The organism is Anaerorudis cellulosivorans, assembly GCF_025943985.1.
In the GTDB taxonomy this organism is placed as follows: domain Bacteria; phylum Bacteroidota; class Bacteroidia; order Bacteroidales; family Dysgonomonadaceae; genus Anaerorudis; species Anaerorudis cellulosivorans.
The window spans coordinates 109,134-122,144 of sequence record NZ_JAPCWE010000004.1; the positions used below are offsets into that span (position 1 = coordinate 109,134).

The window sequence follows — 13,011 nt, forward strand, 5'->3', positions numbered from 1 at the left end:
TTACATTTTATAAAATTCTTCCCAACCTTTACGTGGTGGAATACCGGTCAAAAATGCATCCCCAAAAGCATCGTTAACAACATGTTTTGTTTTTCTGTCGAAAACGAGTTTTCTATTCAATCGTTGAGCTGCCACGCCCAAACAAAATACCTGGCATAGAGGTCCGCCAATTTCAAATGGAGATCGTGTTTTTTCTTTCCCTTGACATGCGAGCAAAAAGTTTTGAAAATGGTTGGACGGACTTTTTGGTACCTGTGGTAATTTCTTTTCCATCTCTTTTGCTTTTTCTTCGGGAATGATCGATAAGGTTGTGCCATGTGATCCCCCTTTAAAGGTAAGTTCTTTACTGTATATTATTTTACCCGGATTTAATTTGATGGGTTCAATTTCGAAACCCGCCACTTGCGGAATATTCGGATCAAGATCGGATTTCCCATATCCTGGGGGTAATTTTGGGAGGTTATTCACGCCGTCATACCATGTTACAGTAACAGGAGGCATATCTCCTCGTTTAGGAAAATTAAATTGGATGGTACTAGCCATCGGGAAAAAGTAATCATTGTGTCCATCTAGCTTAAGGGGAACGATTTCTTCCGGCAATCCCAAGTCGAGGAATTCATGTACAGTATCCAGGATGTGTGCACCCCAGTCGCCAAGTGCTCCCATGCCGAAATCATACCATGAGCGCCATTGTCCATAGTGAAAATCTTTATTGAAATCGTGCCATAATAGAGCTGAAAGCCATAAATCCCAGTCTAATGTTTCGGGAATGGGTTCTGCAGGGGGGAATTTTTTAATGTTCGGATCCCATGAGTGCCAACGCCTAGAATTGTTCATATGAGCCGTAACGGCAGTTACATCTTTAATAATACCGGCTTCTTTCCATGCTTTAAATTGAAAATAATTGGCTTCTGAGTGTCCTTGATTCCCCATTTGGGTTACCACGTTTGGATGTTTTTTGGCCGTTTGTATCATTAATTCTACTTCGTGAAAAGTGCGACCCATCGGTTTCTCCAGGTATACATGTTTGCCCAGATTAATCGCCAGCATGGTGGCAGGGAAATGGGCAAAATCGGGTGTAGCGATGGCAACGGCATCGATTTCATTCCCCATTTTGTCAAACATTTCCCTGAAATCTTTAAATTTCTTTGCATTTGGAAATTTAGCCAGTGCTTTTTGCGTGTGTTCTGCTCCAAGATCCACATCGCACAGAGCTACCACATTTGCCATTCCTGTTTTGTCGAATTCGTTAATGATATCCCATCCTCTGTTTCCAATACCGATATGGGCTAAATTGATTTTTTCGTTAGAACTCATGATGCGGCTGTAGCTAGCTGCATTTGTTTTTCTTGAAATTCCGCTTAATGCTAATCCTGCGGAAGCTAAGGTTGCATTACGTAAAAACTCTCTTCGTGTTGTCATATTTATTCATTTTTTGGTTTATGATAATTATAATATTTTCTTGATTTTAGGTGGTTTCGAAAAACTATTCCAATACTTTTCGGCTGTCTGTATGTTCATTTTTCCGTCAAAAACGATCATCCTGTATCGCAAGGTATAATCACGGAACGGATTTATTTTCCATGCTTCGTATCGTATGGGGACAAATTCAACGAACATATCTCCTCTTCCGCCGTTGGCATCCAACGGCCATACCCTCATGGGTTCCGGATGTGCTCGATTTGAAGGATGACTCAAAAATAAAATGCCCGATCGACCTTCTTCAGTATCAGACTCTCCTTCAACTATACACCATCGTGCCCTGCTGCCGTCGGCATCGAGCCGGGTTTTCCCTTCCGAAGTCAGGACGGTACAGTTGTCTTTTGTCCATTTTTCGGTAGCCCTGAACCCGATGCCACCTCCATAGCGATAAGCGTCAAATAGAATTCCGTTTGGTAGTGGCGTGTTGAAGGAAGAGGTATAATCGATTACCCAAACCTTTGGATTGATGTTCCAAACGAGGACGTCCAATATCTCATTTAAAGCAATCCGGTCTTCCCCTTTATTCCCGAAATCGATATGTTGCTGGAGAACTTTAAATCCGCTGAATACCTTTCCCGACATTTCGGAGAGAAAGTCTGCAAACCTTACCGTGCCTTGCCCTTTGTTAAGATTCCAGAAATCTACTTCTCTTCCATCGATATGGGTTAATGTCCACGGACCCCAAATCCCATAATGGTGGTAATGATCCGTCGGCTGGATACGGCTTAAAATCTCTCCTTGGGGTGAGTACAGGGGATGAATGAAACCTGATCTTTTATACAACGGATCAACTCCTTCGGGTGGATAGGTAGTCTGGAAACGGTATTTGAGGATAGGTTGTTCTCCGAATTGAACAATCAAATCCTTATGCTGCTTTTTCAAGGTGATGATAGAATTTTGAGATGGAACGGCATCCTTTTTTTCCACCTTAAGGACAAATTCCCGTAGGGACTTCTTATCGGAATGACCATTCAAGACGAACCAGAGGTTGGGGAAATACCCGCTCTCTACTTGGCAGTCAATCTCTTTTTCTCGATTGCCTGTTATCTCGTATAATGCCAAAGAACCTTTATCCGGATTGATGTTGAACTCATCCAACGAAATCGAAACAGGCACATCTATACCATCGTCTTCCAATTGAACAGAAAATCGACCTATTTCCTGTGAATAACTCAGGAATGTAATCATGAAAAAGAAAAGAAATAAAACGGTGTTTTTCATTTGCTTGAAGTATTGTTACAAAACAATTTCAAAATTCAAATCGATCTTTATGAGCCCATAATCCCAAGGCGGGATTGGAGATGAAATAAATTTTTTCACCGTCGGGTAGGGTGTTATATCCGTCTTTTAGCTCATTGAAATGAAGGTTTTTCATCATTTCATCAATATCTGCCCATCGGAAACCCACACTTTCGATTTCTTCTTTTGATAGGTTTTCGGGATTTTTTCCCGGACAGTAGGTGATGGTAAATCGTCCTTCCGACGATCCATGAATTAGATGGGCTGCTGCGCTTAAGTTATTGCGCAGTTCCTCGTTTTCGGAAACGGCTTTCAGCGTAGCCTCTGTCCCATGATAACCATATTTTCGGATAAGACGGTCAATCTCTTTATCCTCTCCGAATTCTTTCAGGGCGGGTGCCAAAACAATAAGTTCACCGCCATCAGCGATAGCCATGCGGGTGCGATAGATCGATTTGTTGCCCAGCCAGGTGCTTTTGAATTCGGTAGGATCGAGCCAAACAATCACTTTTTTCAGTGGTTCTTCGACCATTTCGAAATTCACTTCAAGAGATAACTTTGCTGCTTCATCGAATACATCTACATCGTCACCTACAAAAATTCCGTAAGTCTGTTGTGTGCCTTGCTTATTTATACCAACAACTGTCAGAACATAAACAATAGGCAGCTGATTGGTAAAATTTTTTGAGGCATAGTTAAACAGTTTTCTTACCGGGGTATCTGCTCGTCCCATCATGCGTTCCATCCCATAGACGGCACCTACAAAATGGCTTTTGTTGATACCTTCGATACCCCCTGTACCGACGAAAATATTCTTGTTGTAATTGGCCATACCGACCACTTCGTGTGGAACCACCTGGCCTATGGAAAGAATCAGGTCAAAATTACCTTCCACCAGCAATTTATTTACCTGTGCCGGCCAGGAAAAATCGACCTTCCCTTCTGAAACTTCTTTTACATAGTAGGAAGGGACCTCTCCCAATGTGATTACATCGTGACGCCAGTCATGAATACGAAACAAACTTCGGGGTGTTTTTCCGAACATGTGTGAAATTTGTTCATCCGTCATCGGAGAGTGTGTGCCTAATGCCGGGAGTACATCGGTAAGTGTGTTGCCGTAATATTCCCAAACCATTTCGGTAAGTTCGCCTGCCCGACTTGGCAAGCGGGTATAATCGGGAGGAATGGCAAGAATTTTATGTCTTCTGCCTAATTTGTCTAATGCTGCAATGAGGCTTTTTTTCAGGTCCTCGTGTGAGAGATTGTGTTGTGAAGAGCCGTTTTGATAATAGATCATAGTATCACGAAAATGAAAACTCATGACATGACTTTATATCATGTCATGAGTGTTTTTAAAATTATACCTGATAAGTTGAAGAAGCCGTGTCACCTCCGTGCCCCGTCCAATTGGTATGGAAAAATTCGCCGCGAGGCTTGTCTATTCTTTCATATTGATGTGCACCAAAATAATCGCGTTGAGCTTGAAGCAGATTAGCCGGTAATCGTTCGCAGCGGAAACCGTCGAAGTAACATAACGCCGACGAAAGTGCAGGGATAGGGATACCGTTTTCAAGTGCTGCTGAACATACGCTTCGCCAGCTTTCCTGCGCCGATTGTACAGCATTTTTGAAGAAAGGATCAAGAAGGAGATTCTCAAGAGAAGGATTTTTATCAAATGCTTTTTTTATATCACCTAGAAATGCCGATCGGATGATGCATCCCCCACGCCACATTAAAGCTATGCCGCCATAATTCAAATTCCAGTTGTATTCTTTTGCGGCCTCTCTCATCAAATCATATCCTTGTGCATAGGAAATAATTTTTGCGGCATACAATGCTTCTTCCAGATCATTAATAAATTGTTGTTTGTCGCCTTTGAAATGAGGTTTTGTGCCGGAAATTGCTTTTGAAGCCTTAACGCGTAGATCTTTTTGAGCCGACAGACAACGAGAAAATACGGATTCGCCGATTAATGTCAACGGAATCCCAAGTTCAAGGGCAGTAATTACTGTCCATTTTCCGGTACCTTTCTGACCTGCAGTATCTAAAATTTTTTCTACTAATGGTGTGCCATCCGAATCTTTGAAAGCCAAAATATCCGCAGTAATTTCAATCAGGTAGGAATTGAGTTTTCCCGTATTCCATTTTTTAAACACTTCGTGTTGCTCATCAGGGGTCAAACGCAGCAACTCTTTCATCAGATGGTATGCTTCGTTAATGATTTGCATGTCACCATATTCAATACCATTATGTACCATTTTCACGAAATGTCCCGCCCCATCTTCACCAACCCAGTCGCAGCATGGTGTGCCGTCATCGACTTTGGCTGCTACAGCTTGGAAGATCTCTTTTACGTGAGGCCAAGCAGCGGGAGAACCTCCGGGCATCATCGAAGGACCGCGCAATGCGCCTTCTTCACCTCCTGAAACACCTGTACCGATATATAATAATCCTTTACTCTCAACATACTTGGTACGGCGACGTGTGTCCATAAAGTAACTGTTGCCTCCATCGATGATGATATCACCGGGTTCGAGCAGAGGAATTAGTTTTTCTATAAAGTCATCTACGGGTTGTCCGGCTTTGACCATCAACATTACTTTGCGAGGTCGGCTTAACGAAGCTACCAATTCTTCGAGAGAATGTGTCCCAATAATGTTTTTACCTTTAGCCCTTCCATTGATAAATTCGTCAACTTTTGAAACTGTTCGGTTAAAAACAGCTACTGTAAAGCCTTTACTTTCCATATTCAGAACCAAATTCTCACCCATAACGGCAAGACCGATCAGCCCGATATCTGCTAATTTTTTCATACTCTTGTTTTTTTATACGTTTATCTTTTTACTCGTGCATTTCCTTCCCAGATGTTCCAGATCATTTCCTCGTCAACAGGTTGTGCATAATCGGTGAGGAATGTTGTTGCCAGTGCACCGCTTGCCCATGCAAATTGGATCCATTTTTCAGAGGGCCATTCTCTTAAGATGCTGTATAGCAGGCCGCCCACAAAGCCGTCGCCTCCCCCGATGCGATCCAGAACATTGATTTTTCTGGGTTTTATGACATGCCAATTATTATTTTCATAAACAATAGCGCCCCAGAGATGTTCATTTGCACTGATAACTTCTCGCAGCGTATTGGCAAAAACTGAAACCTCGGGATAGGTTTTATGTGCTTTTTTAATCATTTCCTTAAATGCATCGAGTTGGTCATCAATATCTTCACCTCCCGGATTGGGGCCTTTAATATCGAGACAAAGTTGAAAATCTTCTTCGTTCCCAATAAGAATATCCGACAACGAAGCAATTTCTTTGAATATAGCTGAAAGTTCGGTTTCGCGTCCTTTCCAGAATGAAGCCCGGTAATTAAGATCAAAAGAAATCAGTGTGCTGTGTTTTTTTGCAAAACGGGCGATCTCAAGACAAAAATTGCTTGTGTCGGGCGAAAGCGCAGCAATTAGTCCCGATAGATGAACTATTTGAATACCTTCCTGAGCGAAAATGCGCTCCAGGTTGAAATCTTTCACGTGTAATGTTCTTCCTACTTCTCCCGCACGATCATTATGTACCCGAGGACCTCTTAGTCCGAATCCGCTGTCGGCAATATTAAATTGATGGCGATAGCCCCATGGACCTCCCTGGGGAACTTCGGGACCTTCGAAATCCATATTTCTCCGTCGAAGGTCGGCTTTAATAAATTCGGCGATCGGACTATCTTTTACGAATGTGGTCAACACTTTTACCGGAAGTCCCAGATATGACGAAATACTCGCAACATTTGTTTCGGCACTGGTAGCCTGCATTTCGAAGTGTGTACTGCAATGAACGGGTTGGGCATTCACGGGTGTAATCCTCACGCCCATGCTTGTTGGCACAAGTAAAGAATATTTACAGCCTTTTTTTAATAATAACGACATATGATTTGTTTTTAAAGACTAAATGCATCAAAACCGCCGTCAACTACGGCAACCGTACCGGTTACAAATTTGGAAGCATCGCTTACCAAATAATGTAATGTTCCATGTAAATCTTCAGGAACGCCGAATCGCCTGAATGGCGTGTGCTGGATAATGGCTTTTCCTCTGTCTGAATATGAGCCATCAGGATTAGTCAAAAGCGTTCGGTTTTGTTCGGTAATAAAGAAACCGGGAGCAATTGCATTCACTCTGAAATTTTCTCCGAATTTTATGGCAAGTTCACCTGCCATGTATTTGGTAAAATTGGTAACCGCAGCTTTTGCTGCCGCATAGCCAACGACCCGGGTAAGAGGCCTGAGAGCAGCTTCCGATGAAATATTGATGATATTTCCCTGCTTATTGGCAACCATAATCTTGGCAAAGATGATGGTAGGTATTACTGTTCCCATCAGATTTAAATCCACAACTTTACGAAAATCGTCTATTTTCAGGTCAAAAATAGTACCATCGGGGCTGATGATTGCCCCGGGCATATTCCCGCCTGCAGCATTTATCAACACATCAATTCGGCCGTATTTTGCCACAATATCTTCTGCATTTTGTGCAAGTATGGCCTCATTGGTGACATCTGTTTGAAGAAAAATGGCTTCTCCCCCCTTCGCTTTTACTCGTTCGATCAATTCATTGCCTTTTTGCTTATTGCGAGCAAGAACAGCCATTTTTGCTCCGTGTGCTGCCAGATACTCTACCATTGATGATCCTAGAACACCGGTTCCTCCGGTAATCGCTATAACTTTGTTTTGAATGTTGAATAGTTCGTACATACTTTTATTTTTTATTGAACACTATTTATTTAGTTTTTCTTGATTTTTCGGACTCGATTTTCTTAAATCCTTTTTTAGTCGGTTTAAAAACGTTTTTTGCTGCACACCTTGTGTACGTACACAAAAGTATAAATATTCTCTATACTATTAGTGTATAAAATAATAAATATTGTTAATCTCTGGATATTCGGGTGTTAATTTCAAGTTTTGTTTTTGAGAACTAGGATATCGTATTCATTATTGTTTTTTGATTTCAAAATTCCTCTAAACTTTTAAGGATTAAAAAAATGCGGCGAAACTCATTATTTATTGTTAATAGCTTGGTTTCGTAATAATTGGTGAATGATTATTTTTCATTATATTTGTATGTTTATCTACTTGATAGAGGTGTTAAGATGCAAAGAATCAGGTATATTTTTATCATAATCTTGCTGACATTATTGTATGGGTGTGCGTCAGCTGTTAAAATTACGTCGGTTGTAGAAAAAAACAAAGATGGGAATTTCCTTGTAAAATGGGAAGTGAGCCCTGACCAAGAAGGGAAAATTAATATTTATTCTTCATCGTCGGATAGTTCGTTAGCCAATTTTGTACCGATAAAATCCAGTAGGATAGAAGATCAGTTTGCCTTGTTTAATCCTTCGGGTTTTGGCGTAAGGGAGTATTTTCTTTTAAAAACAGCCGGAACTACGTCGGGGATAGTGGCTAACCGTATTATCGATATGGATAATGTTAAAAATTTTCGGGATATTGGAGGATATTTTACCGTGAATGACGAACAAGTCCGGTGGGGGATGATTTACCGTTCGGGAGATCTAAGCAATGCCAACCTTTTTGATATGGAAAGAATAAAGAAACTGGGGATAAAAACGGTTATTGATTTTCGGTCGAAAGAAAATGCCGCGATCCATCCTTATATACTCCCTTCCGGCGTCCGAAAAATAAGTCTTCCTATGTCAATGGGGGAAGATACATTAAATCAGAAAATCGAAGACGGAAGCTTCACCCGAAGCGATGCCATTCGCTATGTCCAGGATATGTATGTCGGCATTGTAGAAAATTACAAGGATGAATTTTCGGAAATGTTCAATATTTTATGTGACGAAAATAGCTATCCGATATTATTATCGGAAGCACTTGGCAAGGATAGAGTGGGATTGGCTTCCTATTTTATACTTTATGCGTTGGGTGTTCCTCATTATATTATTGAGGAGGATTATATGCTTTCGAACGAAACCATCAATATAACAAAAGTGGTGGAAAACGCAGAAGGGTTTCCAGAATATATCCAAGAAGCATTAACGGCTGTTTTAACTGTTGACAAGGCATATTTGAATTATGTCATCGATCATATTCGACAAAAATATGGATCGGTTGATAATTTTATGGAAAAAGGACTTCATGTCACAACCGGTAAAAAAAATTTATTGAGAAAATATCTTCTTTATAATCTTAATTTCAAATAAAATGTATCTGTTGTTAATCAATCCGTCATAAAATACAAACCGTAAGGGAACCCGTTCCATACTTTATATTATAAACAGCTAATTGAACAGCATATTGTAAAATATTTTGGCGAAAACTTTATTTATTGAGGGTTGTTATAAATGCAATTCCTTTTCCTATCGCGATAGGAAAAGGGGAAGCCACATAAACGGACAAAATTAATATAGTTACTATGAAAAAAAAGCTTCTAATTAGAGATCTTACGTTAAGAGACGGTCAGCAATCTTCTTTTGCAACCCGGATGACGCAGTCGCAGATAGACCGCGTTTTACCTTATTATAAATATGCAGCATTTTATGCGATGGAAGTATGGGGTGGTGCTGTTCCTGATGCAGTAATGCGTTATTTGGGCGAGAATCCGTGGGATAGATTAAAAAAAATCAGTGACGCTATAGGTGATTCATCAAAATTGGCCGCACTTTCAAGAGGAAGAAATCTGTTTGGTTATGCTCCTTATCCCGACGAAATAATCGACGGTTTTTTTAAGAATGCCGTGGAATGTGGTTTGGATATCATGCGCATTTTCGATGCTCTGAATGATGTTGACAATATCAAATCGAGTGTGAAATCCATTAAGAAATACGGTGGATTGGCCGATTGTGCGGTTTGTTATACGATCGATCCAAAATACGGGGATGAAGAGGATGAATCGGGGAAAAAGAAAGGAATTATAGGGATTTTCGCGAAGAAAAAAACGGAAGGAACCAAACGACACAAGGAAGTGTTTACCGATGACTATTTTGTAAATAAGGCAAAAGAAATGGAAGCATTGGGTGCAGATATCATTACCATTAAAGACATGAGCGGACTGATTTCGCCTTCTCGTGTTTCATCTCTGGTGCCTTTATTCAAGCAGCAACTCCATGTCCCAGTTGATTTTCATACGCACTGTACCCCTGGGTACGGATTGGCATCTGTTCTTACGGCAATTATGAAAGGTGCCGACATTGTGGATACCAACATCTGGTATTTTGCGGGAGGGCCGGCCGCACCTGCTATTGAACTGATCTATATTTTTTGCAAAAAATTGGGTATAGACATAGGGGTTAATATGGATGCAGTGGCTAAAATCAACAACGAACTTTATGAAATACGGAAAGAGCTTGCTGCTTATGATACAGTGAAACAATTTCCTAAAGCATTTAATCCTTTATCTGATACGTTGCCTCCTGAAATCGAGAGGGAATTCGACAACGCCATTGAAGCGGTGAACAAAAATGACGAAAATGCGTTGCTCGATGCGTGTCATGCTATAGAAGCTTATTTTGGTTTTCCAAAACCGAACGAACAAGTGAAGAATGCCGAAATACCGGGAGGTATGTATACTAATATGATAGCCCAGTTGAAAGAACTCAACGAAATGGATATTTTGGATGATGCCCTGAAATTGATTCCCAGTGTACGGTTGGATGCCGGTTTACCACCCTTGGTAACGCCAACGAGTCAAATTATTGGCGTTCAAGCAGTGAGATCTGCTATCAATCTTAAACATGGGCGTCCAAAATATCAGAATCCCTCCAATCAGTTTATAGCTTTAGTAAAAGGCGAATATGGGAAAACACCCGTTCCGATTGATCCCGACTTCAGAAAGCTAATCACCGGATCAGCGGAAGAAGTTCCCTACGATACTTCCAACTATAAACGGCAGGACAATCCCGTTTTACCCGAATTCGGTGGTGTTCGTTTGGCTAAAGACGAAAAAGAAGAACTTTTGCTGGAGTTGTTCCCTACGGTAGCTGCATCATTCTTGAGAGAACAACGCAAAAAAGAATATTTGGCAGCTCATCCGGAAAAAGTTGGTGAAAAGGAAGAGTCTTCAAAAGTAGAACCTCAACCTCAAACTCAAAATAAAGAAAACGCTAAACAGGGAAATGTCATGACAAGTCCTATGCCCGGAAATATTGTTAAAATTCTGGTGAACGAAGGAGATACAGTGAAAAGAGGAGATGCGCTTCTGATATTGGAAGCGATGAAAATGGAAAACACTATTCCTTCTGAATTTTCAGGTAAAGTCTCACGGGTATATGTAAAGAAAGGAGATAATGTAGGAGCCGGGCAACCATTGGTTGAAATCGTTTAAAATAATTATCAATAGAGTTATAGGAAAGCCGGGGATGGATATCTCCGGCTTTTTATTGATTCTACAAAATTTTTTGTCGTTATGCTATGCATTAACATTTTCACCTACTTGTGTTTTATAATATTTTTGTATTTTTGGGGTCGGTTACTTACAAAAATAAAAAATAATGATGCAAAACGCAAAAAATACTATCGCTGAATTTGAAGAAATTTATCTTTCTTTTTATCCACGGTTGAAACGTTTTGCTCAAGAATATGTTATTCGTGAAGCCGATGCCGAAAATATTGTTCAGGATGTCTTTCTCGATCTTTGGGAGCGAAAGGTATTTGTTTTGAGTTCTGTTAATTTAGCGTCATATCTTTTTACAACCATTAAAAACAAATGTATCGATTTCCTTCGCCATCGAATGGTTATGCAAAATGCAGCAAATAAGATGCAGGAAGAATATGAGTTGGCTTTGCAGATGAAATTTCAATCCCTGGAAGCGTTTGATGAACATATTTTTTCAAATACTGACATGGAAGCGGTTATTGCTAATGCCATTCAATCGTTGCCGGAGAAATGCCGTCAGATTTTCGTTATGAATAAAATTGAAGGGAAAAAACAAAAAACAATTGCTGAAGAATTAGATATTTCTGTTCATACCGTTGAAAGTCAAATGGCAATAGCTTACCGTAAGTTAAAAGAAATATTAAAAGACTACCAACCTTTGTTCATTTTTCTCTTCATTTAAATAATTTTTTTGATTTTCTTTGGCGGATTTTTGTGGGTGGTTCGTTATAATAATACAAGAAGGATGGAAAAATGGATGACCGCTTGCTGAAATATTTTCTCGGAGAACTCGATGATTCGGACCAGCTGCAGTTATTGAAGCAGATCAATAGTGATGAATCGTTGAAGAGAGAATATATCCGGTTGCAAAATATTTTTGCTTTATCCCATCTTGCCAAGCATGAAGGGGATGAGGAAGCAGCTCGAGTGAGTTTTCGGCAGTTTGTTCGCCGCGTTGAGGCCAAACGAAGAAGGGAATTCATTAAATCACTTGGGAAAATTGCAGCTTTTGCACTTGTGCTCATTACCTCTACTGTTTTTTTAACCTTATATTTTTCCAAAAACAACGTTCGCGAAATAGCAACCAATACGTTGTATGTCCCTGCGGGGCAAAGGGCACAGATAACGCTACAAGACGGAACGACCGTATGGCTCAATGCCCAATCCACATTGACTTATCCTTCGCATTTTGCAGGTAAAGAACGAAAAGTCACCCTAACCGGAGAGGCATTTTTTGATGTGGCGAAAAATCCCCATAAACCTTTTATTGTTGAATCACAAGATATTCGATTAAAGGTGCTGGGAACACAATTCAATGTATATAATTATCCCAAAACGGGCTATTCTCGAATTGCTCTGGTTGAAGGCTCTGTAAAGATTTCTTGGAATGCTAACGAATCCGATCATGTTATGTTGAAACCTAGTCAAGAACTTGTCCTGCAAGGGGGGAAAGCATCTATATCCGAAATAACGAATCCAAATTATTTTCTTTGGAAAGACGGTATTTATTGTTTTGAAAATGAACGGCTGCTCGATATCATCGAACAATTGCAACTTTATTATGATGTGACTATTCGGGTGGAAGACCCGGAAATTTTCAACGTAAGATATACCGGAAAATTCCGTCAACGCGACGGTGTCGATGAAATTCTGCGGATCATCCGAAAAATACATCCTTTCAACATTGAAAAAGATATCGATAATAATATCATCACATTAAGCAAATAAAATTACTAATTCATTAAAATAATATGCCTATGAGAAAAAAGCAGTCGTGAAAACAAGAAAGGCGACAAGTGCGGCCACACTCATCGCCTTAAAAAAGCAAACACCTAATATCTATTTAGTATTCACTTTAATATCACAAAGATATGAAAATAAAATTTCTAACAACACCTTATTTAATAAAAAACAAA

The 13,011-nt window shown here is 40.1% G+C and carries 10 protein-coding genes; 4 read left to right on the forward strand and 6 right to left on the reverse strand.

What is annotated here, in order from left to right; all coding sequences use genetic code 11:
* From OLM34_RS03240 to OLM34_RS03265, 6 genes are read right to left on the reverse strand one after another with little or no spacing between them, the layout of a single operon-like run.
* A complete protein-coding gene (locus OLM34_RS03240) occupies positions 1–1,422 on the reverse strand; it encodes a Gfo/Idh/MocA family protein (RefSeq protein ID WP_264405204.1) in 1,422 nt (473 codons plus the stop codon).
* 27 nt (positions 1,423–1,449) lie between these two features.
* Positions 1,450–2,703, reverse strand: coding sequence for a DUF6807 domain-containing protein (locus tag OLM34_RS03245; protein ID WP_264405206.1), 1,254 nt, complete (start codon positions 2,701–2,703; stop codon positions 1,450–1,452).
* A 28-nt stretch (positions 2,704–2,731) separates the two neighbouring features.
* Positions 2,732–4,042 (reverse strand): nickel-dependent putative hexonate epimerase, encoded by a 1,311-nt coding sequence (locus OLM34_RS03250; protein WP_264405207.1) that lies wholly within the window; start codon positions 4,040–4,042, stop codon positions 2,732–2,734.
* Positions 4,043–4,079: 37 nt separating this feature from the next.
* Complete coding sequence (gnd, locus tag OLM34_RS03255) at positions 4,080–5,534, reverse strand: decarboxylating NADP(+)-dependent phosphogluconate dehydrogenase (RefSeq protein ID WP_264405209.1); 1,455 nt, start codon at positions 5,532–5,534, stop codon at positions 4,080–4,082.
* A gap of 20 nt (positions 5,535–5,554) precedes the next feature.
* Complete coding sequence (locus OLM34_RS03260) at positions 5,555–6,634, reverse strand: sugar kinase (protein ID WP_264405210.1); 1,080 nt, start codon at positions 6,632–6,634, stop codon at positions 5,555–5,557.
* 11 nt (positions 6,635–6,645) lie between these two features.
* Positions 6,646–7,458 (reverse strand): SDR family oxidoreductase, encoded by an 813-nt coding sequence (locus tag OLM34_RS03265; RefSeq protein WP_264405212.1) that lies wholly within the window; start codon positions 7,456–7,458, stop codon positions 6,646–6,648.
* Positions 7,459–7,853: 395 nt separating this feature from the next.
* Here OLM34_RS03265 and OLM34_RS03270 point away from each other — a divergent pair, with 395 nt between their 5' ends.
* The 4 genes from OLM34_RS03270 to OLM34_RS03285 all read left to right on the forward strand — a co-directional run bounded on the left by OLM34_RS03270 (position 7,854) and on the right by OLM34_RS03285 (position 12,823).
* A complete protein-coding gene (locus tag OLM34_RS03270) occupies positions 7,854–8,924 on the forward strand; it encodes a tyrosine-protein phosphatase (RefSeq protein ID WP_264405214.1) in 1,071 nt (356 codons plus the stop codon).
* 212 nt (positions 8,925–9,136) lie between these two features.
* Complete coding sequence (locus tag OLM34_RS03275) at positions 9,137–11,044, forward strand: biotin/lipoyl-containing protein (protein WP_264405216.1); 1,908 nt, start codon at positions 9,137–9,139, stop codon at positions 11,042–11,044.
* A 166-nt stretch (positions 11,045–11,210) separates the two neighbouring features.
* Positions 11,211–11,777, forward strand: coding sequence for an RNA polymerase sigma-70 factor (locus OLM34_RS03280; RefSeq protein WP_264405218.1), 567 nt, complete (start codon positions 11,211–11,213; stop codon positions 11,775–11,777).
* A gap of 71 nt (positions 11,778–11,848) precedes the next feature.
* Positions 11,849–12,823 (forward strand): FecR family protein, encoded by a 975-nt coding sequence (locus OLM34_RS03285; protein ID WP_264405220.1) that lies wholly within the window; start codon positions 11,849–11,851, stop codon positions 12,821–12,823.
* Positions 12,824–13,011 lie beyond the last annotated feature (188 nt).

Excerpts from the sequence above, each read along its gene's own strand:
- OLM34_RS03260 (WP_264405210.1), bottom strand. The coding sequence starts at position 6,634 with ATGTCGTTATTATTAAAAAAAGGCTGTAAATATTCTTTACTTGTGCCA.
- OLM34_RS03275 (WP_264405216.1), top strand. The coding sequence starts at position 9,137 with ATGAAAAAAAAGCTTCTAATTAGAGATCTTACGTTAAGAGACGGTCAG.
- gnd (WP_264405209.1), bottom strand. The coding sequence starts at position 5,534 with ATGAAAAAATTAGCAGATATCGGGCTGATCGGTCTTGCCGTTATGGGT.
- OLM34_RS03265 (WP_264405212.1), bottom strand. The coding sequence starts at position 7,458 with ATGTACGAACTATTCAACATTCAAAACAAAGTTATAGCGATTACCGGA.
- OLM34_RS03285 (WP_264405220.1), top strand. The coding sequence starts at position 11,849 with ATGGATGACCGCTTGCTGAAATATTTTCTCGGAGAACTCGATGATTCG.
- OLM34_RS03245 (WP_264405206.1), bottom strand. The coding sequence starts at position 2,703 with ATGAAAAACACCGTTTTATTTCTTTTCTTTTTCATGATTACATTCCTG.
- OLM34_RS03240 (WP_264405204.1), bottom strand. The coding sequence starts at position 1,422 with ATGACAACACGAAGAGAGTTTTTACGTAATGCAACCTTAGCTTCCGCA.
- OLM34_RS03250 (WP_264405207.1), bottom strand. The coding sequence starts at position 4,042 with ATGAGTTTTCATTTTCGTGATACTATGATCTATTATCAAAACGGCTCT.
- OLM34_RS03270 (WP_264405214.1), top strand. The coding sequence starts at position 7,854 with ATGCAAAGAATCAGGTATATTTTTATCATAATCTTGCTGACATTATTG.
- OLM34_RS03280 (WP_264405218.1), top strand. The coding sequence starts at position 11,211 with ATGATGCAAAACGCAAAAAATACTATCGCTGAATTTGAAGAAATTTAT.